This window comes from Streptomyces sp. NBC_01454 (genome assembly GCF_036227565.1).
In the GTDB taxonomy this organism is placed as follows: domain Bacteria; phylum Actinomycetota; class Actinomycetes; order Streptomycetales; family Streptomycetaceae; genus Streptomyces.
Map to the genome: position 1 here is coordinate 2068791 of NZ_CP109460.1, position 25612 is coordinate 2094402.

The following is a 25612-nucleotide window of genomic DNA, read 5'->3' on the forward strand; positions in this document are numbered from 1 at the left end:
TCGCTCACTGGTCCGCCTGCCCTTCCTCGGTGTCGGCGGCGTCGTTCGGCTCGGTCGGCTCGTAGACCAGCACCGCGCGGTTGTCGGGGCGCAGCCGGGCCTTGGCGACCGCCTGCACCTCCTCGGGGGTGATGTCCAGGACACGCTGGACGGCGCTCAGCGCGAGCTGCGGGTCGCCGAACAGGACGGCGAAGCGGCACAGTTCGTCGGCGCGGCCGCTGACCGTGGCGAGCCGGTCCAGCCATTCACGCTCCAGCTGGGCCTGCGCCCGTTCCATCTCCTCCGGGGTCGGCCCCTCGGCGGCGAAGCGGGCCAGCTCCTCGTCGACCGCGCGCTCGATGCCGGGGACCTCCACCCCGCCGGACGTCTTCACGTCCAGCCAGCCCAGCGAGGGCGCGCCGGCCAGCCGCAGCAGGCCGAAGCCGGCGGCCACCGCACTGCGGTCACGGCGCACCAGCCGGTTGTACAGACGGGAGGACTCGCCGCCGCCCAGTACGGTCAGCGCGAGATCCGCGGCGTCCGCCTCACGGGTGCCGTCGTGCGGCAGCCGGTAGGCCGCCATCAGGGCGCGGGAGGGCACGTCCTCCTCGACGACCTCACGCAGCTGGCCGCCGATGATGTCGGGCAGCGTGCCGTCGCGCGGCGGCTGCTTGCCGTCGTGCGAGGGGATCGAGCCGAAGTACTTCTCCACCCAGGCCAGCGTCTGCGCGGGGTCGATGTCACCGACGACCGACAGCACGGCGTTGTTGGGCGCGTAATACGTACGGAAGAACGCCCGCGCGTCCTCCAGGGACGCCGCATCGAGATCGGCCATCGACCCGATGGGCGTGTGGTGGTACGGGTGCCCCTCCGGGTACGCCATGGCCGTCAGCTTCTCGAAGGCCGTGCCGTAGGGGACGTTGTCGTAACGCTGGCGGCGTTCGTTCTTGACGACGTCGCGCTGGTTCTCCAGGCACTCGTCGTCGAGCGCGGTCAGCAGCGAGCCCATCCGGTCCGCCTCCAGCCAGAGCGCGAGCTCCAGCTCATGGGCGGGCATGGTCTCGAAGTAGTTGGTGCGCTCGAAGCTCGTGGTGCCGTTGAGCGAGCCGCCGGCACCCTGCACCAGCTCGAAGTGGCCGTTGCCCGTCACCTGCGCGGAGCCCTGGAACATCAGGTGCTCGAAGAGGTGAGCCAGGCCCGTACGGCCCTTGACCTCGTGGCGGGAGCCGACGTCGTACCACAGGCAGACCGCTGCGACCGGTGTCAGGTGGTCTTCGGAGAGCACCACGCGCAGGCCGTTGGCCAGCCGGTGCTCGGTCGCTGTCAGGCCGCCGGAGCCGGCTTGTTCTGTGGCCGTGTGACCCATGGGCATGTACGTCCCTTCGATCCGCTTGCGAGGAAGTTCTGTCACTGTATGCAAGCGCGTCGGCATCTGGCGAAGTTCCCGGGCGACCGGCCCTGTACGTGCGCCCCGTGCGGCTTCCTCGGGGGCCGAAGGGGGAGTCGCGGTCAGCGTTGTCGGTGGGGCGGTCCACAATGGTCGGCGTCAGACTCAGAGATATGCGCGGGCTGAGCCCCCGCCCGGTTGACCCGACGGGTTGACCGACGCTTTCCGATATCGGCAGTAGACGCAGCAGAAGGAGCCGCAGCCGCGATGGCCCGCCGCAGCACGAAGACCCCGCCGCCGGACGACTTCGAGGAGAGGATCCTCGACATCGACGTCGTCGACGAGATGCAGGGTTCCTTCCTCGAGTACGCGTATTCGGTCATCTACTCGCGCGCCCTGCCGGACGCCCGCGACGGTCTCAAGCCCGTGCACCGCCGCATCCTGTACCAGATGAACGAGATGGGCCTGCGGCCCGAGCGCGGCTACGTCAAGTGCGCCCGCGTCGTCGGCGAGGTGATGGGTAAGCTCCACCCGCACGGCGACGCGTCCATCTACGACGCCCTGGTGCGCATGGCGCAGCCGTTCTCGATGCGGCTGCCGCTGGTGGACGGCCACGGCAACTTCGGCTCGCTGGGCAATGACGACCCGCCCGCCGCGATGCGGTACACCGAGTGCAAGATGGCGTCCGCGACATCCCTGATGACGGAGTCCATCGACGAGGACACCGTCGACTTCGCGCCGAACTACGACGGCCAGGAGCGGGAGCCCGTCGCCCTCCCCGCCGCGTATCCCAACCTCCTCGTCAACGGCACGTCCGGTATCGCCGTCGGTATGGCGACGAACATGCCGCCGCACAACCTGGGCGAGGTCATCGCCGCCGCCCGCCATCTGATCAAGCATCCGAACGCCGACCTCGACACCCTGATGCGGTTCGTGCCGGGCCCCGACCTGCCGACGGGCGGCCGGATCGTGGGGCTCGACGGCGTACGGGACGCGTACGAGAAGGGCCGCGGCACCTTCAAGATCCGCGCCACGGTCACGGTCGAGAGCGTCACCGCGCGCCGCAAGGGCCTGGTCGTCACCGAACTCCCGTTCACGGTCGGCCCCGAGAAGGTCATCTCCAAGATCAAGGACCTGGTCGGCTCGAAGAAGCTGCAGGGCATCGCCGACGTCAAGGACCTCACCGACCGCGCGCACGGCCTGCGGCTGGTGATCGAGGTCAAGAACGGCTTCAACCCCGAGGCCGTCCTGGAGCAGCTCTACAAGCTCACGCCGATGGAGGAGTCCTTCGGCATCAACAACGTCGCGCTGGTGGACGGCCAGCCGCTGACGCTGGGCCTCAAGGAGCTGCTGGAGGTCTACGTCGACCACCGCTTCACCGTGGTGCGCCGGCGCAGCGAGTTCCGGCGCACCAAGCGGCGCGACCGTCTTCACCTGGTCGAGGGCCTGCTGACGGCCCTGGTGGACATCGACGAGGTGATCCGTCTGATCCGCTCCAGCGAGAACAGCGCGCAGGCCAAGGAGCGGCTGATCGAGCGCTTCTCGCTGAGCGACGTCCAGACCCAGTACATCCTCGACACGCCGCTGCGCCGGCTGACCAAGTTCGACCGGATCGAGCTGGAGTCGGAGCGGGACCGCCTGCAGGACGAGATCGAGAAGCTGACGCGGATCCTGGACTCGGACACGGAGCTGCGCAAGCTCGTGTCCGGCGAGCTGGCCGCCGTGGCGAAGAAATACGGCACGGACCGGCGCACGGTCCTGCTGGAGTCGTCGGGCACCACGGTCGGTGCGGTGCCCTTGGAGGTCTCCGACGACCCGTGCCGGGTGCTGCTGTCCTCGACGGGCCTGCTGGCCCGTACGGTCACCGGAGAGGTGCCCTTCGACGCCGACGCCCGGCGCGTCAAGCACGACGTGATCGTCTCGTCGGTGCCGGCGACGACCCGCGGCGAGGTGGGCGCGGTGACGTCCCTGGGCCGGCTGCTGCGGATCTCGGTGATCGATCTGCCGCAGCTCCCGGAGACGGCAGCCGCGCCCAGTCTCTCCGGCGGTGCACAGCTCTCGGAGTTCCTGACGCTGGAGGACGGCGAGCAGCTGATCTGCCTGACCACGCTGGACGAGTCCTCACCGGGCCTGGCGCTCGGCACGGAGCAGGGCGTGGTCAAGCGGGTGGTGCCCGACTACCCCTCTCACAAGGAGGAGTTGGAGGTCATCACCCTCAAGGACGGCGACCGCATCGTGGGCGCGGCCGAGCTGCGCACCGGTGAGGAGGACCTGGTCTTCCTCACCAACGAGGCGCAGCTGCTGCGTTTCCAGGCCGCGCAGGTACGGCCGCAGGGCCGGCCCGCGGGCGGCATGACGGGCATCAAGCTGGGCGAGGGCGCGAAGGTGCTCTCGTTCTCCGCGGTCGATCCGGCCGCCGATGCCATGGTGTTCACGGTCGCCGGCTCGCACGGCACGCTGGACGACTCGGTGGCGACGGCCAAGCTCACCCCGTTCGACCAGTATCCGCGCAAGGGGCGGGCGACCGGTGGTGTGCGCTGCCAGCGGTTCCTGAAGGGCGAGGACTGTCTCACCCTGGCGTGGGTGGGGCCGGCTCCGGTGCGGGCCGCGGACGCCAAGGGTTCGCCCGTCGAGCTGCCCGAGGTGGATCCGCGGCGGGACGGCTCGGGAGTGCCGCTGACGAAGCCCGTGGCAGCGCTGGCCGGGCCGGTGTAGCCGGCGGTCGGCAGTCGGCAGGATGGGGAGTGGACGCGGTCGGGTCGGTGGCTCACCGGCCCGGCGGCGTCACCAGTCCTCCTCGCGCGCGGCCACGTACCGCAGCACACCCCACATGCTGTGGGCGCCCGCCTCCGACGGTGTGCTGTCCCGGCAGTTCTCCAGCTCCTTGCGCAGGGCCGGCGCGTCGATGCCGCTGCCGATCATGACGAGCTGGGTGCACCGCTCCTCGCCCTTCGGCCACGGCGAGGGGTAGAAACGCAGGAAGTCACCGACCGCGTGCAGCGTGAACTTCTGGCGGTTCTCCGGCACGTCGAAGTGGACGAACCCCTTGATGCGGTAGAGACCGGCCGGGCGGCTGTCGAGGAAGTCCATGAGGCGGCGCGGGTGCATCGGCTCGGTGGAGGTGAACTCCACGCTCTGGTAGGCGGCGTGGAAGTGGCCCTCCGCGTGGGCATGGTCGGGGTGAGCGCAGTGGCCGTCGCAGTCGTGGGCGGCGTCCTCGTTCGCCACGGCCTCGCGCAACAGGTCCTCGAAGGACAGCTGCCGTACGGCCGGGTCGTCGCCCTCCCCCGGCGCGCGGTCGAAGAACAGCTCCGGGTCGACCCGGCCGTACGCCGTGCAGATCACGGGCCGGCCGGGAGCGAGGTCGGCGAGGGTGGCGATGAGTTCCTGTCGTGCCGCGTCGCCGATGCGGTCGGCCTTGTTGAGCACCACGATGTCGGCGATGCCCACATGCCGGTCCAGTTCGGGGTGGCGGGCCCTGGTGTCCTCGAATTCGGCGGCGTCGACGACCTCGATCAGGCCGCCGTAGACGATCCGGTCGTTCTCGCTGGCGAGGATCATCCGGATGAGTTCCTGCGGCTCGGCCAGTCCGCTGGCCTCGATGACGATCACATCGATGCGGGCTGCGGGGCGGGCGAGCCGTTCCAGGTAGGTGTCCAGTTCGCTGGTGTCCACGGCACAGCACAGACAGCCATTGCCGAGCGAGACCATCGAGTCCACCTGTCCGGCGACGGTCATGGCATCGATCTCGATGCTGCCGAAGTCATTGACGATCGCGCCGATACGGGTGCCGTCGCCGGTGCCGAGCAGATGGTTGAGGAGGGTGGTCTTGCCCGATCCGAGGAAGCCCGCGAGCACGACGACCGGGATCTGTTGCGTGGCCAAGGGGGCGCCTCCATGGTGCGGGTGGCGGGCCGCGCGGACCGGCGGCGGACGAGCTGTCGATCGTAACGGACCGCCGGCTGCGGGGGCCCGGCTCGGCCGCCGCACCGCCCGCTATCGGAGCGCGGTGGCGGGCAGCGGCTGCGGCGGGGGCGGGCCCACGTACCGGGCGGCCGGCCGGATGATCTTCGAGTCCTCGGCCTGCTCCAGGATGTTGGCGCTCCAGCCGACCACGCGGGCCGCGCAGAAGGTGGGCGTGAACATCTCGCGCGGCAGCCCGCACAGCTCCATGACGACGCCCGCGTAGAGCTCCACGTTCGTGTGCAGCTCACGGCCGGGCTTGAGCTCGGCCAGCAGCGCTTCGACCCTCGCCTCCACCTGGACGGCGAAGTCCACCAGCGGGCCGCCGAACTGTTCGGCGACCCCTCGCAGCATCCTCGAACGCGGGTCCTCGGTGCGGTAGACGGAGTGGCCGAACCCCATGATCCGGTCCCCGCGGAGGACACTGTCGCGGATCCAGGAGTCGATGCGGTCAGGGGTACCGATGGCGTCGAGCATGTCCAGTGCGCGACTGGGGGCACCGCCGTGCAGCGGCCCGGAGAGCGCGCCGACGGCGCCTACGAGGCAGGCCGCGAGGTCGGCACCGGTGGAGGCGATGACGCGTGCGGTGAAGGTCGAGGCGTTGAATCCGTGGTCGATGGTGGAGATCAGATACGCCTCGATCGCCCGGACACGCTCCGGGTCCGGTTCTTCGCCCGTGAGCATGTAGAGGTAGTTGGCCGCGTGACCGAGGTCCGCACGCGGCTCGACAGGCTGGAGACCCTGACCGAGCCGGTGCAGCGCGGTGATCAGCGTCGGTACTGCGGCGCATGCGGCGAGGGCGTCGGTACGGCGGCGGTCGGCGTCGATGTCGTACAGCGGCCGGAAGCCGGCCGTTGCGCCGAGCAGCGACAACGCGGTACGCAGCCCGGCGAGCGGGCCGGAGAGCACACCGGCACGGGCCAGGGCGGGCAACGCGTCGCGTACGGCCGCGGGCAGGGCGCGCAGTGCGGCGGTCTCGGCCCTGAAGGCGTCCAGCTGCACCGCATCGGGCAGCTCGCCGTGGAACATCAGGTACCACACGTCCTCGAAGCTGCGGGCCGAAGCCAGCTCGACGGCGGAGTACTGGCGGTAGTGGTAGAAGCCCTCCGCACCCCGGACGTCGCCCAATTGGGTCTCGGTGACGATGACGCCCGCGAGTCCGCGGGGCGCGTCGACCGGTGCGTTCACCTCGGCGATCGGCATGGCTGATCTCCTTGCTCTCCCTCACCCGAATAATTGATCCGACTGTCCATTCTCGACTCAATACTTGTCAATATTGATTCCATCAATGTGGACGGTCCGGATACGGTGGCCCCATGGCAGACCAGCAGGAAGCGGCATCGGGCCGGGGCGGACAGCGGCTGAGCACCCGGGAGACGGCCGAACGGCTCGGCGTGAAGTCGGAGACGGTGTACGCCTATGTCAGCCGTGGCCAACTGACCAGCCGCCGCGAGCCGGGCAGTCGCGGCAGCACCTTCGACGCGAAAGAGGTCGACGCACTGGCCCGTCGCGCCGGCCGCCGCGAACCCTCGACGCCGGGCAGCGAGTTGGCGATCCGCACCGGCATCACTCTGATCGACCGCGATCACTGTTACTTCCGCGGCGTCGACACATCAGAACTCGCCGCCCACTACAGCTACGAAGAAGTCGCCGAGTGGCTGTGGTCCGGCGAACTGCGCCCCGGCATCCGCTTCACCGCACCGCGCGACGCGCTGGCAGCTGCCCACCGCGCCGTTGAAGCGCTGCCGGCACACAGCGGACCGATGGACCGGCTACGGGTCGGCGTGATCGCCGCTGCGCACACCGACCCGCTCCGATTCGACCTGTCCGAAGACACCGTCGTCGATATCGCGCGCAGCCTCATCCCGACACTCGTCGACGCCTTGCCGCCGCACGCCCCGAAGCCACCAGCCGACGGCGCTCTCGCTGCACGCCTCTGGTCACGACTGACCGCGGAACCTGCCGATGCCGAGGCCCTCCGTGTGCTGGACGCCGCATTGGTCCTGCTCATCGACCACGACCTCGCGGCCTCGACGCTCGCGGTCCGGGTCGCCGCCTCCGCCCGCGCCCATCCGTACGCGATCGTTTCGGCCGGGTTCGGGGCCTTGGACGGCGTGCTGCACGGCGCGGCAAGCGGATTTGCCCACCGGATGCTGGTGGAGGTACTGGACCGGGGCAGCGCGGCCGCCGTCGTGGCCGACCACCTGCGGGCCGGCCGACGGGTGCCAGGGCTCGGCCATCGCCTCTATCCCGGCGAGGACCCGCGGGCTCGCACCCTGTTCCGGCTTCTGGAGGAGGTGCCACGTGCCCATCCCGCCCTGCAGGCCGCCCGTGAAGTGATCACCACCACGGCCCGGCACACGGAGCTGCACGCCAATGTCGACCTGGCACTGGCCGTACTCACCGCTTCCACAGGCATGCCCGCCGAGGCCGGCGAAACGATCTTCGCTATTGCCCGCACAGCCGGCTGGATCGCGCACGCCCTGGAGGAATACACCGAACACCCCCTCCGCATGCGCCCCAGCGGCCAGTACCACGGCCGCCGTCCACCACAGCCATTGCCGTGAGTGATGAGTTCGCGGGGCGCGGACGCTTCTCCATACGGAGCCGACGCCGAGACACCGACCCCGCCCACCACGACCGGCCTCGGCACTGCTGAGCTGCCCGCGAAGACTCCCAGGCAAGGCAACGCGACTTCGCCGTCACCCGCTGGGGGACCACCCGGCGTCGGGCACTCAGCGGATGAGGTTAGGCTCACCTATGTGAGTACCTGTGCCACCGCTTCCCGTGAATCGGCCGAATCTCTCACCGCGACGGCGGCCACCGCCCGGACCTGGCTGCTCATCGAGCAGACGGGACCCTGGGGAGCCCAAGCGTTGACGGACAGTCACCTCGATCCTGATGTCGGCCGGGCCCTGGAGGCCGCGACCGCGGGGACGGGCGTACGTGTCGCCCTGATCCGCCGACCCGGGCGTCATGCCGACTGCCACGGCACGTCCCGGCGCCGGATGTTCCTGGCGCACACCGCCCCCGGACGCACCTGGATCCGCACCACCACCGCCACCGACCCGCGAGCGGCTCTCGGTCTGGATTTCAAGGCTTTGGGGGCAGGCGAGCACCACAACCTCTGGGAGCCGTACATCGGTGAACCGCTGGTCCTCGTGTGCACCAACGGCAAGCGGGACCGCTGCTGCGCCCTGCTCGGGCGCCCGCTGGCCGCCGAGCTCGCCGCCGACGGGGCCGAGGCCTGGGAAGTCACCCACATCGGAGGGCATCGCTTCTCCCCCACGCTGTTCGTCCTCCCCTACGGCTACGCCTACGGACGCGCCTCGGCCCCCCTCGTCAAGGAGGCTGTGGAAGCGGCGCGCGACGGACGGATCACGATCGACCACTGTCGTGGCCGCTCGGCGTGGGACCGGCCGGGCCAGGCCGCCGACCTGGCGGTCCGCGAGCTGCTCGGGGAGGACCGGGCGGACGCACTCGACGTCGTACGGACCGACACGGTGCGGCCCGAACCGAGGCCGGCCGACAGTTCGATGCCCGGTAGCTCTGCGCTCACGGGAGCCTCCTCCGCGTGGGCTGTCACCGTGGCGCACTCCGACGGCCGCAGCTGGCAGGTCACCGTCGAACAGCGGGCCGATGGTGCTGCGGCGCCCGCCAGCTGTGGTGCGCCGCTCGGTCCACCGGCGCGTATGGCCGTTGTCTCCATCGCCGCGGTGAACCGTATGCCGGGGAGGACGGCGCAGGCTGTCGGCAGCTGACCGCAAGGGTTCCGCCGCGCACCCGCCTGGCGCTTCATCGCCGTCGTCCCTCACCCGAGGCACATCGGGGACTTCGACTCTGCCGAGTCGACGACCCCGAGGCCGGTGACCACCGCAGCTCGACGGTGCTGTCCCTGCGGGCGGGCGAGGCTCCTCCTGCGGCATACGCCTCCGCCAGGACCACGTGAGACTGCAGGCGAATCGCACTGACCAGCCGCGCCGGGACAGCGCGCCCCCGGCGCGGAGGCGACCGGGCGGGGCCCCACCAGCCACCCTCCACGACTTACGCCAGGCCCCGCAGCCCTCCCCCGTCCACCGCATGACCACTCCCTTCCGCGCGCCCCATCGCGCACCTCGCCCTGCAACCGGTGGTCCTCAAACCGCCGCCCGCAGAGCCCAGTCGGCTTCACCGTTCGAGGCTAAGTGCGCACTTTCCGCAACCGACAGGCCTGTGGATAACTCCGCGCAGCAGCCGAAGGCGCCTTCCGCGGCGGCCCGTGATCGGACGCGGTCGGGCGACGTCACGTATGCGTCGCCACCCGGCCACGCTCCGAATTCGCCCCCGTGAGGGATTACCGGCCCGACCATCACCGCACTTACTGTTCGTTCGTATGGGCGAAAAGGAAGAGTCCGTTCCGCGCCCGAGCGCCACGGAGCCCTCGGGTTCCGCGCCGCTTCCCGCCGCCGCAATTGTCTCCCGGGGCACCAGCGGCAAGCCGCGCGATGCCACGCATGCGCCCGGCGGTCGGCCGGCCCAGCCCGACCGCGAACCGGTCGTCTCCAGGTTGCGTCGACCGCACCTGGGCTGGCCCCGGAAGGTGTTCTCCCAGGTCCTGATGGTGCAGTTGGCCATCGCCGCGGGAGTCACGGCACTGGCCACCGGTCTGTTCCTCGCCCCGCTCAGTGCGCAACTCGATGATCAAGCGATGCGTCGTGCCCTGTCCATCGCGCAGACCACCGCCGCCGAATCACGTCTCGACGACGCCCTGGAGTCCTCCCGCCCGACACGCCACGGCCCCGTGCAGAACGAGGCGGAGCGGATTCGCGCCGCCACCGGAGCCGAGTACGTGGTGATCATGGACAAGCGGGGAGTGCGTTGGTCCCACACCGACCCGGCCGAGATCGGGCGCCATGTCTCGACCGACCCCAGCGTCGTGCTCTCCGGCCGGCAAGTCATGCAGATTGACGAAGGCACTCTCGGCCGGTCCGCACGCGGCAAGGTCCCGCTCCGTGACGAGCAAGGCAAGATCGTCGGAGCGGTGTCCGTCGGCATCGCGTACAAGAGCGTGCAGGAACGGCTGCTCTCCACCGTCCCCCAGCTGCTTGCGTACGCCGGCGGGGCGCTCGCCGTGGGCGCTCTCGCCGCTTACCTCGTCTCCCGCCGCCTCCAGCGCCGTACGCACGATTTGGCGTTCTCCGACATCTCCGCGCTGCTCGCCGAGCGGGAAGCAATGCTGCACGGCATCCGTGAGGGGTTCCTCGCGCTCGACAGGCAGGGCCGTATCCGCCTCATGAACGACGAGGCGCAGCGCCTCCTGGAGCTCCGTGCCGAGGACATCGGCCGTCCCCTGGAAGCGGCTCTGCCTCCCGGTCGTACGACCGATGTGCTGGCCGGCCGTGTGTCAGGGGCGGACCTGCTGGCCGTCAGCGGGCACCGGGTCCTGGTGGCGAACCGCATGCCGACCGAGGACGGAGGTGCCGTCGTCACCTTGCGCGACCGCACGGAGCTGGAACGGCTCGGCCGCGAACTGGACGGCACCCGGGGCCTCATCGATGCCCTACGCGCCCAGGACCACGAGCACGCCAACCGGCTGCACACGCTCCTCGGACTGCTCGAACTCGGGCTGCACGAAGAGGCAGTGGAGTTCGTGACACAGGCCGTGGGCGTGCACCGTGCGACCGCCGAGCAGGTCACCGAGCGTATCCACGATCCGCTGCTGGCCGCCCTCCTGGTGGGCAAGGCCACCGTCGCCACCGAGCGCGGCGTCTCCCTCAGCATCTCGCCCGATGCGTACCTGCCCGACCGTCTGGTCGATCCGCACAGCCTCGTCACCGTGCTCGGCAACCTCGTGGACAACGCCTTGGACGCCGCGTCAGGTGAACGGGACGCCCTCGTGGAAGTGGAGGTTCGCACCATCGGCCGAACCGCCGTCCTGCGGGTCAGCGACAACGGGCCGGGCGTGCCCGAAGCACGTCGCGCCGAGATCTTCACCGAGGGCTGGACGACCAAGGATCCGCCCTCCCACGGGCAGCGCGGCATCGGTCTGGCGCTCGTGCGGCGTCTCGCCGAGCGCTATGGAGGCAGCGCCGAGGTCGGCGAGCGCCCCCGTGGTGGTGCGGTATTCACGGTGACGGTCCCTGACGCACTGTCCGATGAGCTGCCGGCGGGGCGTGAAGCGCCCCTCCAGGAGGCAGTCGCAGAATCCGCCAGCACCAGACGGGCCACGGCGAGCACGCGCCTTCCCGGAGGCGCAACGGGGGGCGGCCGATGATCAACGTACTGGTCGTGGACGACGACGTGCGCGTGGCAAAGATCAACGCAGCGTATGTCGCCAAGACTGACGGGTTCCGGGTCAGCTGCCTCGCGCACACCGCCGCGGAAGCCCTCGCGGCCCTGGAGAGCCACCCCGTCGACTTGATCCTCCTGGACCACTATCTTCCCGACAGGACAGGGCTCCAGCTGGTCGGCGACCTGCGACGCCGCGGTGTGCTCACCGACGTGATCATGGTGACGGCCGCGCGCGACATCGCCACCGTGCACGCTGCCATGCGTCACGGCGCACTGCAGTATCTGGTCAAGCCGTTCACCTTCGCCGGCCTGCGCTCCAAGTTGGAAGGCTATGCCGCACTGCACCGCACCTTTGCGGGCGGCGGACAGGCGGAGCAGTCCGAAGTGGACCGGATCTTCGGCACGTTGGCATCCGCCAACGCGGGTCCCGCCGAGTTGCCGAAGGGACACTCCACCGCCACCGCGGACCGCGTGCGCTCGGTACTGCGCTCCGCGGAAGCCTCGCTGTCCGCGCAGGACGTCGCTGTTCAGGCGGGGCTGAGCCGGCAGACGGCGCAGCGCTACCTCAAGCTCCTGGAGCGCGCAGGGCGGGTGCGCCTGACCCTCAAGTACGGCGAGACCGGCCGCCCCGAGCACCGCTACGAGTGGGTCTAGGCCGGCCCATCGCCACCCCGGGAGCGACGGGCATAGACGGGCATAGGGGTGACGACGTGTACGGGGCCGAGGGCCGGACCGCCGCACAGCCGTCCCGGTCCCGCCCGTCCTGCCCCGTCCCCTCCGAGTCCAGGGCCTGCCCGCCCCGGGACTCATCGGTCATGCTCTTAAGCCGCACCCGCACCCGTGAGCGCCCGTACCTCCGTCTCTGCATGACGTGCTTCGTCGGCAGCCTCCGGGGAGAGCAGTGTTCCCAGCCAGCCCATCAGGAAGCCCAAGGGAATCGATACGACACCAGGGTTCTCGAGCGGGAAGACGGCGAAATCCAGCCCGGGGAAGATCGACTCCGTGCCACCCGAGACCACCGGCGAGAGCACGACCAGGGTGATCGCCGGGATCAGTCCGCCGTACACGGACCAGACCGCCCCCCGGGTCGTGAAGCGGCGCCAGAAGAGGGTGTACAGCAGGACGGGCAGGTTGGCCGAAGCCGCGACCGCAAATGCCAGCCCCACCAGGAAGGCAACGTTCAAGTCCTGGGCGAGGAGGCTGAGGCCGATGGCCACCGCGCCGACCGCCACCGCTGCGATCCGCGCCACAGCCACCTCGGCACGCTGGGCGTCCTGCACGGTGCCACGCGGGCGTCGCAGCGACGCATACAGATCGTGCGCAACCGAGGCCGACGAGGCGAGCGTGATGCCGGCGACCACGGCCAGGATGGTGGCGAACGCGACCGCGGCCACCACGGCGAAGAGAACCGTCCCTCCGGTCGAACCGGCGCCGCCTCCCAGGTTGAGGGCGAGCAGCGGGACCGCGGTGTTGCCGGCCGTATTGGACGCATGGACCGCGGAGCTGCCCAGCACCGCTGCGGCGCCGAAGCCGAGCACGATGGTCATCAGGTAGAAGCCGCCGATCAGGCCGATGGACCAGACGACGGAGCGACGGGCGGAGCGCGCTGTGGGGACGGTGTAGAAGCGGGAGAGGATGTGCGGCAGTCCGGCGGTCCCCAGGACCAGAGCGATGCCGAGGCTGATGAAATCGAGCCGCGCGGTCCAGCCGCCGCCGTACTTAAGGCCGGGAGTGAGGAACTCGCGGCCGTGGCCGCTGCGTTCGGCGGCGGTGTTCAGCAGAGTATTGAAGTCGCCGTGGAACCGGATCAGTACCAGGACGGTCAGGGCGATGGCACCGCCCATGAGGAGTACGGCCTTGACGATCTGGATCCAGGTTGTGGCCCGCATCCCGCCGAAGGCGACGTAGACCACCATCAGGGCGCCGACCCCGATCACCATCCAGGTGCGGGCCTGCTGACTCGCGCCGCCCAGGAGCAGGGCGACCAGGCTGCCGGCGCCGACCATCTGCGCGACCAGGTAGAGCACGGATACCGTGACGGAGGCCGTGCCGGCCGCGATGCGTACGGGGCGCTCTCGCATCCGGGCGGCGACGACATCGGCGAGGGTGAACCGGCCGCAGTTGCGGACGAGTTCGGCGACGAGGAAGAGGACGACGAGCCAGGCGACGAGGAAGCCGACCGAGTACAGCAGGCCGTCGTAGCCGAAGAGGGCAATCAGCCCGGAGATGCCGAGGAAGGACGCGGCCGACATGTAGTCACCCGCGATGGCGAACCCATTCTCCATGGGGGAGAACAGTCTCCCGCCCGCGTAGAACTCCTCGGCGGAGCCGTGCCGGCGGCGGCTCACCCAGGTCGTGATCGCCAGGGTGACGGCGATGAACACACTGAACAGGACCAGTGCGAGGGTCTGGTGGTCGCCGCTCAACGGATGTTCCCCCCGGTGAGTTCCTGTGTTTCCCAGCGGATGTCGAGTGCCGCGCGGTCCCTGCGCAGCCGTGCGTGGCGCGCGTAGGCCCAGGTGAGCAGGAACGTGGTGGCGAACTGGCCGAGCCCGGCGAGCATCGCGACGTTCAGCGCGCCGACGACGCGATGGGCCATGAGTCCCGGCGCGGCGGTCGCGGCAACCACATAGGCGAGGTACCAGGTCAGGAAGATCGTCGTGCCGGGAAGGACGAACCGCCGGTAGCGGCGACGCACCTCCTGGAAGGCCGCGCTTCGCTGCACTGCCAGATAGATCTCGTCGTGCGGTGCGGACCGTGGTTCCGCTACCGGTACGGGCGCGGGTACCGGGACCGGTTCGGGTTTCTCCGTGCGGTCCCACTCCCCCGCTGGTTGCGCCGCGTCATCCAGCTCGCCCCACCCGGAGGCGAGAGCGTCGTACCAGGGGTCGTCGAGCCGTAGGGCCCCTGACTCACCGGCCGAACGGCCGTCCTGCTTGTCCACCGAACTCTCCTTGGTGCACGGGTTTGTTGTCCGTGTGGCCCAAGAGTGGACAGAAAGGAAGATCCTGGACTCTTCATTGCGAACCCTTCACCCCATCAGGTGACGGGCTATTGGGGCGGCTGTGCAAGGCCGTGACGGTACGCGTAGTGGATGGCCTGCGCGCGGTCCCGCAGTCCCGCTTTGGCGAAGAGATTGTTGATGTGGGTCTTCACGGTCGCGGTGGAGACATGCAGGGTGCGGGCGATCTCCGGGTTGGACTGGCCCTCGGCGACCAGCCGCAGCACCTCCACCTCGCGGGCGGTCAGCCCGTCCGGGGGCTCGTCGGGCAGATGCGGCACCGTTCGCACGGGCTCCGTAAAGCGCTCCAGCAGCCGGCGCTGGATCTTGGGGGACAGTCCGGCCTCTCCCGAGAGCACGTCGGCGATGGCGCGGACGATTTCGTCGCCGTCGGCGTCCTTGGTCAGATAGCCGCGGGCACCGGCCTGCAGAGCAGGAAAGAGCGAGTCGTCGTCCGCATAGGTGGTGAGCACCACCACCTGGGTACCGGGGTGCTCGGCACGGATACGGCGGGTGGCCTCGACACCGTCGCAGCGCGGCATCCGCAGGTCCATCAGGACGACGTCGGGGGCGAGTCCGGCAACCAGGCGGACCGCTTCCTCGCCGTCCGCGGCCGATCCGACGACCTCGATCCCCGGCAGCAGCCCCAGCAGCATCACGATCCCCTCGCGCACCACCGTCTGGTCGTCGGCGACCACGACCCGCGTTCTCGCGTCCGCCGTCATGCGGGCACCCGCAACCGCACCACGAAACCCTCCTCGCCGGGGCCGGACTCCAGCGTTCCGCCGAGGAGTTCGGCGCGCTCCCGCATCCCGAGCAGACCGTACCCGGAGCCGCTTCCCGCGAGTTCGCCGGGCGCGCCGCGGCCGCCGGAGTCGCGCACCTCCAGCCCGATGCCGTCCGCCGCGTACTCCAGCCGCACACTCACCCGGGCACCCGGGGCGTGCTTGCGTACGTTCGTGAAGGCCTCTTGGGCGACCCGGCGGACCGCGAGGCCCGCCTCGGCAGGCACGGCGCGTGCCTGGCCCGTCACCTCCAGCCGAGCGCCCTCAGCGGCGGCCAGACGGCGCAGGAAGTCCTCGACCGGGATCATCTCCCCGCGCAGCGCCGAAAGCGCCTCACGGGTGCCGTCCAGCCCTTCACGGGCCATTCCCCGGCACGCCGTCACCCGCTCCAGCAGTTGCACACGGTCGGCCTCCAGGTCGGTGCTGCGCTGGATCAGCAACCGCGCGGCCTCCAGGTGCACCAGTTGGGCACTCAGGCTGTGGGCGAGGACGTCGTGGATCTCGCGCGCGATCCGCCCGCGTTCGGTGAGCGCCGCCGATTCGGCCTCGGCCTTGCGGGCGGCACGCTCCTGAGCCAGCAGCCGCTGGGCGTGGCCGCGCGCCTCGGCGTCCAGCCGTACGACGTAGCCCGCCAGTCCCAGGCCTGCGGCGGTCGCGGCGGTCGCCCACCAGTTGTCGGTGTTCAGTGCGGCGTACCCGCCCAGTGCGCCGACGGAGCACGGTACGGCGACGCCCAGCGGCAGCCGCTCCATGGCGACGACGGCGCAGGCGCACCACAGGACGATGGCGGGCACCCGCGCCCCCGCGCCTGCGAGGCCGAGGGCCGCGCCCAGCAGTACGGCGAACAGTCCGATGGACGGCCACAGGCGTTGGGCCAGCGTCGTACGGAAGAAGCCGCGGAACGTCAGCAGCGTGGCTGCCATACCCGCGCACAACGCCACCAGGCGCCAGCCGGTGAAGGCCGACCCCACCAGGGTGGTCCACACCAGCCCCGCCACCACCGCGATGCGCACCGCCCGGCCGATCCACAACCGGGCGCCGTTTACGCCCTCACGGGCCAGCGATTCCCGCAAGGGCCAGCTCGTCCAGGAGTTCGGCGGCACTACGGTCCCTTCCATGGCGCTCGCAGGGTCTCAGCCCGCGACAGGGACACGGTACGTCCGCTGCATGCCCTGGGTCCGCCAGATGGTGACTCCGGCGCGGGCCAGCAGCATCGCCGCGACGGAGAGCATCGTGGCCGCGCTGCCCTGGTGGATGCCCATGACCGCGGCGATACCCATGAGACCGACCCGCAGCGCCATGCCGCAGGCCCACACGCCGGCCGCCGCCCAGCTCCCCCTGGTCCACACCACGCTGTCGTCGTCGGTCCAGATGCGTGTCGTCCAGGCCCAGCCGGCGCCGCAGGCCAGGCCGATCAGTACCTCCAGGCCCAGGAGGACGGCGGACGCCGTGTGGTGCGCCGGGTCGACGAGGCCGGGCTGCCGCACTGCCATGAACGTCAGGACGACCGGAATCAGCCACCAGGCCTTGCCCTCCGACGAGATGCGCTGCGCCGCGAACTGCCGGATGAACACCAGCGCGATGACGCCGACGATCACAACGATGTTGAGCGAGCCGCTCATGATCTGGCCCTCCATGGGACGGGAATTCGACGTCTCCGACGCTATGGAGCGGCGTCACCGTGCGGATCGGCGCCAGGGTGGGGCCCGGGTGGAAAGGCGACGGGCGTTTCTCCACCCTGGGGTGGAGAAACGCCCGTCGGCGGCCGCGAACGGCTCAGGTGTCGATGCGTGAACGGTCCAGAGTGGACGCGGAGTTGGTGATGAACTCCTTACGGGGGGCGACTTCGTTGCCCATCAGGAGGTCGAAGGCCTTCTCCGCCGCTTCGAGATCGCTGATGTTGATGCGACGCAGGGTGCGGTGGCGCGGGTCCATGGTCGTCTCGGCGAGCTGGTCGGCGTCCATTTCACCCAGGCCCTTGTAGCGCTGGATGCTGTCCTTGTAGCGGACCTTCGTGCGCTGAAGTTCGAGCAGGGTCTGGCGCAGCTCGTTGTCCGAGTAGGTGTAGATGTACTTGTCCTGGCCCTTCTTGGGGTTGATCAGTTCGACGCGGTGCAGCGGCGGGACGGCGGAGAAGACACGGCCCTGCTCGACCATGGGCCGCATGTAGCGCTGGAAGAGGGTCAGCAGCAGACAGCGGATGTGGGCACCGTCGACGTCCGCGTCGGCCAGGAAGATGACCTTGCCGTAGCGGGCGGTGTCGATGTCGAAGGTGCGGCCGGACCCGGCCCCTATGACCTGGATGATGGCGCCGCACTCTGCGTTCTTGAGCATGTCCGAAACCGATGACTTCTGGACATTGAGAATCTTGCCGCGGATCGGCAGCAGCGCCTGGAACTCGGAATTCCGCGCCAGCTTCGCGGTGCCCAGCGCCGAGTCACCCTCGACGATGAAGAGCTCGCTGCGGTCGACGTCGTCGCTGCGGCAGTCCGCGAGCTTGGCCGGCAGTGAGGACGACTCCAGCGCGGTCTTCCGCCGCTGGGCCTCCTTGTGCTGCCGGGCGGCGATGCGCGTACGGGCCGCGGCGACGATCTTCTCCAGGACGGCACGGGCCTGCTGCTTGGCGTCCCGCTTCGTGGAGGTCAGGTGCGCCTTGAGTTCCCGGCTCACCACCTGGGCGACGATCCGGGAGGCCGCGGAGGTGCCGAGCACCTCCTTGGTCTGCCCCTCGAACTGCGGCTCCGCGAGCCGTACGGTCACGACGGCGGTGAGGCCCTCCATGGCGTCGTCCTTGACGACGTCGTCCTCGGCCACGCGCAGCAGCTTGCTCGACCGCAGCACCTCATTGACGGTCTTGGTGACCGACCGCTCGAACCCGGAGACGTGGGTGCCGCCCTTGGGCGTCGCGATGATGTTGACGAACGACTTGAGCGTCGAGTCATAGCCGGTGCCCCAGCGCAGCGCGATGTCGACGCCGAGCTCCCGGGTGACCTCGGTCGGGGTCATGTGGCCGCGGTCGTCGAGGACCGGGACGGTCTCCTTGAAGGTGCCCTGGCCACTCAGGCGCAGTACATCGCACACGGCCTTGTCCTGCGCGAGGTACTCGCAGAATTCGCTGATGCCGCCGTCGTAGCGGAAGATCTCTTCCGTCTTGCCGGCGCCGTCGATGCCCCGCTCGTCACGGACGACGAGGGTCAGGCCCGGCACGAGGAAGGCCGTCTGCCGCGCGCGGGCGTACAGCGTCTCCAGGGAGAGCTTGGCGTCCTTGAGGAAGATCTGCCGGTCGGCCCAGTAACGCACCCGGGTGCCGGTCTTCGTCTTGGCGATCCGCTTGCCCTTGAGCAGGCCGTTGCCCGGGTCGAAGGGGGCGTCGGGACCCGATTCGGTGAAGATGCCGGGTACGCCGCGACGGAAGCTGATCGAGTGCGTCTTGCTGCTGCGGTCCACCTCGACGTCGAGCCGCGCGGACAGGGCGTTGACGACCGAGGCGCCGACGCCGTGCAGGCCGCCGGAGGCCGCGTACGAGCCGCCGCCGAACTTTCCGCCGGCGTGCAGCTTGGTCAGCACGACCTCGACGCCGCTGAGGCCGGTCTTCGGCTCGACATCGACGGGGATGCCTCGGCCGTTGTCCCTGACCTCCACGGACCCGTCGTCGTGGAGGATCACCTCGATGTGGTCGCAGTAGCCGCCCAGCGCCTCGTCGACGGAGTTGTCGATGATCTCCCACAGGCAGTGCATCAGGCCACGGCTGTCCGTCGAGCCGATGTACATGCCCGGGCGCTTGCGGACGGCTTCGAGCCCCTCGAGGACGAGCAGATGCCGCGCGGTGTAGTTGGATCCGTCCCGGTCTGCCCCGGTCAGCACTGCGGTGGACGGCACGGACATCTCGGCGGTCACGCGGTTCGCTCCTCGCTGAATTTCTGGCAGTCCGCATTCCACGGACTCGGTTGTGGCGGTGTCGCCGGTCAGAGGGTACCGAGGCCTGGTAGAGCCGATGTGACGCCACCCGTAAGCATGCTCATGCTAGTAGAATTTCGCTCGCGTGTTCGATCCCTCGTTGGGGTGACGTCGCAGTGACGTGCACATCACGTTCCCTTCGAGGCATGAACCATTTAGGCTCCGGGCACGTCCTCATCAACAACCGGCAAGCCAGCCGGTGAGGACACAGACCAACAACCAACGTGAATCAGACCACCACGCAACACGGCTCATTCGCCGCCACCCGGCAGCACCCGGCCCCCTCGGAGAATTTTTTCGAGGAAAAGGCACGAGCGGGAACGTTTTCGGCCTGGTTGGATGTTGACCCTGGTACGACAGCTCGTCGAGCTAGAGAAGAGGCGACGTGACTACTGTTCTGACACCCGCGAGCCCGCTGACGGCCGCTGACCGCTGCGACCGCTGCGGCGCCCAGGCATACCTGCGCGTCGTTCTGATGTCCGGCGGAGAACTGCTCTTCTGCGCCCATCACGGTCGCAAGTTCGAGCCAGAACTCAAGAAGATCGCCGCGGAAATACAGGACGAGACGGAGCGGCTCACCGCTTCTCCGGCGTCCGCGTCCGAAGAGGAACGCTGACACTTCGCATCCACGACGAGCGAACAGCGGCACAGCGCCGTACCGCGGGCGGCCACCCGGCACCACCGGGAGGCTGCCCGCAGTCGTGCGTCCGCAGGTGGGCCTGAGAGCCCCTCGCACGGTTCAACCGGCCCCGTGTGCGGATACCGCCGGGAGCAGCGCCGAGGCGCGCGTATAGACCCCTGGACTGCCCGCCTGGCCGCAGCCCGTCCCCCATGACACCAGCCCGACCAGCCGCCCCCGGACGACCAGCGGTCCGCCGCTGTCCCCCTGGCAGGCATCCCGGCCGCCGGTCGGCTCCCCTGCGCACATCATCGACTGCGCACGGTATTTTCCGTCGGCGTTGCCAGGATAGGCGCGGGCACAGACCGCATCGCGCAGCACATTGACGTGCGCCGCCCGCAGCCGTGACGCATAACTGCCGCCCCCCGTCGTGTCCCCCCAGCCGTAGACCGTCGCCGCGTTGCCCGGGCGGTAGGCGCTGTCATTCCGCCCCGCCACAGGGATGGGCCGGTTCGGGACCGGCCCATCCAGCGTGAGGACGGCCATGTCGCCGTCGTTCGTCCAGGTGTTGTAGCGGGGATTGACCCAGACCCTCGCGGGCTTGAGTTCCTGGCCGCCGCCCCCGGTGAGGTTGTCGCGTCCGACGACGACCCTCAGGTCCCGTACCTGCCGCCAGGGGACGCCCAGCACCTCCGTGCTCAGACAGTGCGCCGCCGTCACCACCGTCGAGTGCCCGACGAGCACACCGCCGCAGAACTGCCCGGAGCGCTGTGCCCCGAAGCGCTGGTGCGAGGCCAGCGCGACCGCCCAGGGGCTGTGCGACAACGGTGCAGGTCTTCCACCGATCACCGACCCGTCCGCGGTCGCCGACGCCGGCAGGGCGAGGACCAGCGCGAGTGCCGCAAAGGCAGCGTGGGCGGTCGGACGCATACGGACTCCTGACTCCGGGACGGTGCATGCACACCCAGAGTGACGCCAACGATCGCCCTACGCACCCGGACATGCGCGAGCCCGGCCCCTCCACTGGGAGAGACCGGGCTCCATGGCGCTGTCCGGGCGGGCCGGGACTAGTCGAGGTAGTCGCGCAGCACCTGGGAGCGCGACGGGTGACGCAGCTTCGACATGGTCTTCGACTCGATCTGACGGATCCGCTCACGCGTGACGCCGTAGACCTTGCCGATCTCGTCCAGGGTCTTGGGCTGACCGTCAGTGAGACCGAAGCGCATCGAGACGACGCCGGCCTCGCGCTCCGAGAGCGTGTCGAGAACCGAGTGCAGCTGCTCCTGCAGAAGCGTGAAGCTGACCGCGTCGGCCGGGACGACGGCCTCGGAGTCCTCGATGAGGTCACCGAATTCGCTGTCGCCGTCCTCACCCAGCGGGGTGTGCAGCGAGATCGGCTCGCGGCCGTACTTCTGGACCTCGATGACCTTTTCGGGGGTCATGTCGAGTTCCTTGGCCAGCTCCTCCGGGGTGGGCTCGCGGCCCAGGTCCTGGAGCATCTGGCGCTGGACGCGCGCGAGCTTGTTGATGACCTCGACCATGTGGACGGGGATACGGATCGTGCGGGCCTGGTCGGCCATGGCGCGGGTGATGGCCTGACGGATCCACCACGTGGCGTAGGTCGAGAACTTGTAGCCCTTGGTGTAGTCGAACTTCTCGACCGCACGGATCAGACCGAGGTTGCCCTCCTGGATCAGGTCCAGGAAGAGCATGCCGCGGCCGGTGTACCGCTTGGCCAGGGAGACGACCAGACGGAGGTTGGCCTCCAGGAGGTGGTTCTTCGCCCGGCGGCCGTCCTCGGCGATGATCTCCAGCTCACGCTTGAGCTTCGGTGCGAGCTTGTCGGCGTTCGCCAGCTTGTCCTCGGCGAACAGGCCCGCCTCGATGCGCTTGGCGAGCTCGACCTCCTGCTCGGCGTTGAGGAGCGGGACCTTGCCGATCTGCTTGAGGTAGTCCTTGACCGGGTCGGCGGTGGCGCCGGCCGCGGCGACCTGCTGCGCGGGGGCGTCGTCCTCGTCGTCGTCGGACAGGACGAAGCCGGCGTTCTCCGCGCCCTCGGCGGCCTCGGGAGCGTCGCCCTTGCCGGGCGCCGGGGTCTCCTCGGTCGCGTCCTCGTCGAGGAGCTCGTCGGCGTCCTTCTTGGAGGCGGTCTTCTTGGCGGTGGCCTTCTTGGCCGTCGTCTTCTTCGCGACGGTCTTCTTGGCGGCCGTCTTCTTCGCCGCTGCCTTCTTCGCGGGCGCGGACTCGGACTCACCGGCCGGCGGGTCCGCCACAGGGGCGGAGGACGCGGCGGCGGTGGTCTTCTTGACCGTGGCGGTCTTCGCCGCGACGGTCTTGGTGGCGGTGCGCTTCGCCGGACTCTTCGCTGCGACGCTCTTGCGGGTGCGCTTGGGCGCCTCTGCGGCACTGACCATCAGCGTCACACCCTCCTCGTCGAGGATTTGGTTGAGGCTGCGCAGAACGTTCTTCCACTGGGTTGGCGGAATCTGGTCAGCCTCGAAGGCCCGACGCACGTCATCGCCGGCGATCTGCCCATCTGCCTTTCCCCGCTCGATGAGCGCCATCACAGACTCGGACTCGGCGATCTCCGGCGGGAGCGTACGGGATGTGCTGGCCGACACGAACAACCTCTCGGAACGATGGAAACGGCTTCCGACCCCGTCCACTGTGGATCGGAGCCGACGACCGCCGGTGGGGATGGACCGACGGCGCAGGGGCAACCGGGGAGTTGAACAGCGTCTCTCACGCCGCTCTTATTCCCTCCTCGGCTATCACCTCTTAAGTCATCGCGCTTCCCTGAAGAGTGTTACGCCCAATCTGCGTGGCCCGAGTCACACCCCATAACGACCCATTCCCAGTCATATGACATGCAACCCTCCCGAGACCTCTCGCCGGATCCGGTCGACGATCCGGATCCGGCGATCTTCTGCGCCTTCTCCCGTACGACGTGCCCTGCCCGGAGGGCGTGCAAGCACGGCAGCCGCATGACACCCACGGTCCGTACGCGGTCGGGTACGGGCCTTCAGTGCTCGCGGGGCGCGGGGACGACGTGGTCGGCGGGCGTCCCGGAGCCCTGCCCGGCGGCCTCGCTATGGGCGGCGAGGAGCTGGCGCATCGCGGACTCGGCCGCCGTGGCGTCACCGGAGCCGATGGCGTCGACGACCCGCATGTGCTGACCCACGGACGTCTCGACCGGTCGTTCGCAGCCACCGGCGGCGGCGCCCGAGACGTGGAGGGCGGCGGAGACGATGCCCGAGAGGTGCTCGAGCATGCGGTTGCCGGCGAGCTGCAGCAGCAGCGAGTGGAACTCGGCGTCGGCGCGGGAGAACGTCATGGTGTCGCCCTGGGCCGCGGAGTGGCCCATGATCTCGACCATGTCGGCGAGCCGCTGCTGGATGTCCTCACGGGCGTGGCATGCGGCGAGCCGGGCTGCGAGGGGCTCGATCGTCCAGCGCAGCTCACACAGCTCACGGCGCTGGTCGTCGCGTTGCGGCCCGTAGGCCCGCCACTCGATGATGTCGGGGTCGAGGAGGTTCCAGTCGCTCACGGGGCGCACCCGGGTGCCGACGTTCGGGCGGGCGCTGACGAGGCCCTTGGCCTCGAGGACTCGAAGCGACTCACGGACGACGGTGCGGGAGACCTCGAAGCGCTGGCCGATCTCCTCGGGGACGAGCGGGCGGTCGGCGCCGAGATCGCCGGAGACGATCATCTGGCCGAGCTGCTGGACGAGTTGGCCGTGCAGGCCACGCCCGCGACTTCCGGCGGCGCGTCGGCCGACCCGGCCGATGTCTGCCTCGGAGCCGTCCCAGACCTGCGAAACGCGCTCTGCACGGTCCTGGCCGGCCGCGCTGGCGGCGTTCGCGGCGTTGCCGGCGTTGGCGTAGGGGTAGCGGTCAAGCTCGCCCGGGCCTGCGAGGCCGGTGTCGCCGGGGCGAGCCGCGGTCATCATGGTGTGCGCAAGGGTACTCACGCATCTGTTGTCGGCGACACTCTGAACACCCTTGAGGTCTTTGGTGAAAAGCACACGAAAGGGTGATCGCCCCCCATCCCTGAATTGACGCTTTATCGGAAAGAAATGCGCTCTCTACGGCGAGTTGCGGGCAGCAGCCATAACAACACGGCACCAAAACATATGCCTTACTCGATCAGCAGAAGCAGCCACATCGCACCGGGAGCACATCACTGCAGGCCAGAGGTGGTACGACAACACCCGCGCCCTGCCTGCCGGTTGGCTCGTGAACCGCATCACGAACCAGCGCCCTTTGGTCAATTCCGAACGGACCCTTGACGCGGACACCGGACGTCAGGCGGCTACCCCGCCTCACCTGAAATGACGGGAATTCTCCGGCAATCCGGCTGCGGCGGAACGGAATACCTCACCGGCCCCTCTTTTCACTCGGGCACGACGGGTCAGTTGCTCCGCCCAACTTGCCACGAGGACAGGCCATTCCACACCGCGGCAAGCACGGGCACGCAGAAGGCCGCCGGACCAGGGACCTCACAGTGCAGAGGCGGCCGGGACAGGGCCCGGAACTCCGACCACGGCCCGACTGGATCGGTCACCGCCAGGAGGAGGTAGCGGCCGCGCGGAGCCGCACTCCAGGCGCGTCGACAACGGCCGGGCGCGGGCCGCGAGGTTCGCCGGACGGGCGCGGCGGTGGTGGACCGGGCACCCCTCGCGGGGTGTGAGGCCGGCCGGGAACTCTGGTGGCGACGTAAGGACTCACCCGGCCAAGATACCTGAATATGTCCTATTTTCCCGTAATGGTTCAATCTTGACGGCTCGTCGTGTCACCGTGGGTGAACCCCGGCCCTCCGGTGTCGACCGGTGTGCGCGACGTCTCAGACCTCGGGGCGAAGCATCGGCGGGTTGAGCAGCGTCGCTCCACCGGCCCTGAACAGCTGTGCGGGGCGGCCGCCCTGACGCGTCGTCGTGCCACCGGTGGGCACCAGGAAGCCGGGGGTGCCGGTCACCTTGCGGTGGAAGTTACGGGGGTCCAGCGCCACTCCCCAGACCGCCTCGTACACCCGGCGCAGCTCCCCCACGGTGAACTCCGGCGGGCAGAAGGCCGTGGCGAGCGAGGAGTACTCGATCTTCGAGCGGGCCCGCTCCACGCCGTCGGCCAGGATCCGGGCGTGGTCGAACGCGAGCGGAGCCGCCAGCTCACCCTCGCGGGTGAGGGTGTCGTCCTGCTCCAGGAGGTTGTCCACCGGCGCCCAGCGCGCGCTGTGGGCGTCGCCGCCGGCCCGGGGAGCGGGAAGGTCGGGGGCGAGTACCAGATGCGCGACGCTGACGACCCGCATCCGCGGGTCGCGCTTGGGGTCGCCGTAGGTAGCGAGCTGTTCGAGGTGCGCGCCGTACACGGGGGACGGCCCGGCCGGGGAATGGGCGTGCAGCCCGGTCTCCTCGGCGAGCTCCCGCGCGGCCGCGCCCTCGAGGTCCTCGTCGGCCCGGACGAACCCACCGGGCAGGGCCCAGCGGCCCTGGAACGGCGGCTCACCGCGCCGCACGGCCAGCGCACACAGGGCGTGACGGCGCACGGTGAGCACGACCAGGTCGACAGTGACGGCGAAGGGCGGGAAGGCCGACGGGTCGTAGGGAGGCATGGCGTGATCATAGTCGTCCGCCTGACGATAAACAGGTCCTGCCG

General features: G+C 69.7%; 19 protein-coding genes. 6 read left to right on the forward strand and 13 right to left on the reverse strand.

From position 1 onward, the window contains the following. Positions 1–4: 4 nt before the first annotated feature. Entirely contained in the window at positions 5–1345 is a 1341-nt protein-coding gene (locus OIU81_RS08975; RefSeq protein ID WP_329154980.1) for a M16 family metallopeptidase, read from the reverse strand. A 288-nt stretch (positions 1346–1633) separates the two neighbouring features. Here OIU81_RS08975 and OIU81_RS08980 point away from each other — a divergent pair, with 288 nt between their 5' ends. Next, a complete protein-coding gene (locus OIU81_RS08980) occupies positions 1634–4081 on the forward strand; it encodes a DNA gyrase/topoisomerase IV subunit A (protein WP_329145626.1) in 2448 nt (815 codons plus the stop codon). Positions 4082–4150: 69 nt separating this feature from the next. Here the strand turns inward: OIU81_RS08980 and OIU81_RS08985 are convergent, their stop codons facing one another. Next, entirely contained in the window at positions 4151–5251 is a 1101-nt protein-coding gene (locus tag OIU81_RS08985) for a CobW family GTP-binding protein (protein WP_329145628.1), read from the reverse strand. A gap of 111 nt (positions 5252–5362) precedes the next feature. After that, on the reverse strand, positions 5363–6532 hold the full coding sequence (locus OIU81_RS08990) for a citrate synthase/methylcitrate synthase (RefSeq protein WP_329145631.1): 1170 nt from the start codon (positions 6530–6532) through the stop codon (positions 5363–5365). Between the two features lie 113 nt (positions 6533–6645). Here OIU81_RS08990 and OIU81_RS08995 point away from each other — a divergent pair, with 113 nt between their 5' ends. From OIU81_RS08995 to OIU81_RS09010, 4 genes are all read left to right on the forward strand, one after another. Further along, entirely contained in the window at positions 6646–7896 is a 1251-nt protein-coding gene (locus tag OIU81_RS08995; protein ID WP_329145634.1) for a citrate/2-methylcitrate synthase, read from the forward strand. A gap of 195 nt (positions 7897–8091) precedes the next feature. Continuing rightward, the gene (locus tag OIU81_RS09000; RefSeq protein WP_329145636.1) at positions 8092–9090 is read left to right on the forward strand and encodes a sucrase ferredoxin; all 999 of its coding nucleotides are present in this window, start codon (positions 8092–8094) and stop codon (positions 9088–9090) included. A gap of 836 nt (positions 9091–9926) precedes the next feature. Then, positions 9927–11582, forward strand: coding sequence for a sensor histidine kinase (locus OIU81_RS09005; protein ID WP_329154981.1), 1656 nt, complete (start codon positions 9927–9929; stop codon positions 11580–11582). Then, the gene (locus OIU81_RS09010) at positions 11579–12253 is read left to right on the forward strand and encodes a DUF7342 family protein (RefSeq protein WP_329145637.1); all 675 of its coding nucleotides are present in this window, start codon (positions 11579–11581) and stop codon (positions 12251–12253) included. Before OIU81_RS09005 ends, OIU81_RS09010 begins: the two co-directional genes overlap by 4 nt. A gap of 167 nt (positions 12254–12420) precedes the next feature. On the opposite strand, the gene OIU81_RS09015 is transcribed toward OIU81_RS09010, so the two are convergent. The 6 genes from OIU81_RS09015 to OIU81_RS09040 form a co-directional block, all read right to left on the reverse strand. Beyond that, on the reverse strand, positions 12421–14025 hold the full coding sequence (locus OIU81_RS09015; protein WP_329145639.1) for a solute symporter family protein: 1605 nt from the start codon (positions 14023–14025) through the stop codon (positions 12421–12423). Beyond that, positions 14022–14543 (reverse strand): DUF485 domain-containing protein, encoded by a 522-nt coding sequence (locus OIU81_RS09020; RefSeq protein WP_329145641.1) that lies wholly within the window; start codon positions 14541–14543, stop codon positions 14022–14024. The genes OIU81_RS09015 and OIU81_RS09020 overlap by 4 nt, the downstream gene beginning before the upstream one ends. A gap of 107 nt (positions 14544–14650) precedes the next feature. After that, a complete protein-coding gene (locus OIU81_RS09025) occupies positions 14651–15325 on the reverse strand; it encodes a response regulator transcription factor (protein WP_329145643.1) in 675 nt (224 codons plus the stop codon). Next, on the reverse strand, positions 15322–16503 hold the full coding sequence (locus OIU81_RS09030; protein WP_443073951.1) for a sensor histidine kinase: 1182 nt from the start codon (positions 16501–16503) through the stop codon (positions 15322–15324). The genes OIU81_RS09025 and OIU81_RS09030 overlap by 4 nt, the downstream gene beginning before the upstream one ends. Before the next feature lie 15 nt (positions 16504–16518). Next, positions 16519–17007 (reverse strand): DUF1453 domain-containing protein, encoded by a 489-nt coding sequence (locus tag OIU81_RS09035; RefSeq protein WP_329145645.1) that lies wholly within the window; start codon positions 17005–17007, stop codon positions 16519–16521. A 154-nt stretch (positions 17008–17161) separates the two neighbouring features. Further along, positions 17162–19282 carry a DNA gyrase/topoisomerase IV subunit B gene (locus tag OIU81_RS09040; protein WP_329145647.1) on the reverse strand — a complete coding sequence of 707 codons (2121 nt, stop codon included), beginning with the start codon at positions 19280–19282 and terminating at the stop codon, positions 17162–17164. Positions 19283–19727: 445 nt separating this feature from the next. On the opposite strand from OIU81_RS09040, the gene OIU81_RS09045 reads away from it, so the two are divergent. Next, entirely contained in the window at positions 19728–19958 is a 231-nt protein-coding gene (locus OIU81_RS09045) for a DUF7455 domain-containing protein (RefSeq protein ID WP_006602664.1), read from the forward strand. A 123-nt stretch (positions 19959–20081) separates the two neighbouring features. Here OIU81_RS09045 and OIU81_RS09050 read toward each other — a convergent pair whose 3' ends face one another. The 4 genes from OIU81_RS09050 to OIU81_RS09065 form a co-directional block, all read right to left on the reverse strand. Then, complete coding sequence (locus tag OIU81_RS09050; protein ID WP_329145650.1) at positions 20082–20891, reverse strand: serine protease; 810 nt, start codon at positions 20889–20891, stop codon at positions 20082–20084. Positions 20892–21028: 137 nt separating this feature from the next. Next, positions 21029–22588 (reverse strand): RNA polymerase sigma factor, encoded by a 1560-nt coding sequence (locus OIU81_RS09055; RefSeq protein ID WP_329145652.1) that lies wholly within the window; start codon positions 22586–22588, stop codon positions 21029–21031. A gap of 395 nt (positions 22589–22983) precedes the next feature. Further along, positions 22984–23985, reverse strand: coding sequence for a FadR/GntR family transcriptional regulator (locus tag OIU81_RS09060; RefSeq protein WP_329145654.1), 1002 nt, complete (start codon positions 23983–23985; stop codon positions 22984–22986). Positions 23986–24803: 818 nt separating this feature from the next. After that, complete coding sequence (locus OIU81_RS09065; RefSeq protein ID WP_329145656.1) at positions 24804–25568, reverse strand: NUDIX hydrolase; 765 nt, start codon at positions 25566–25568, stop codon at positions 24804–24806. Positions 25569–25612 lie beyond the last annotated feature (44 nt).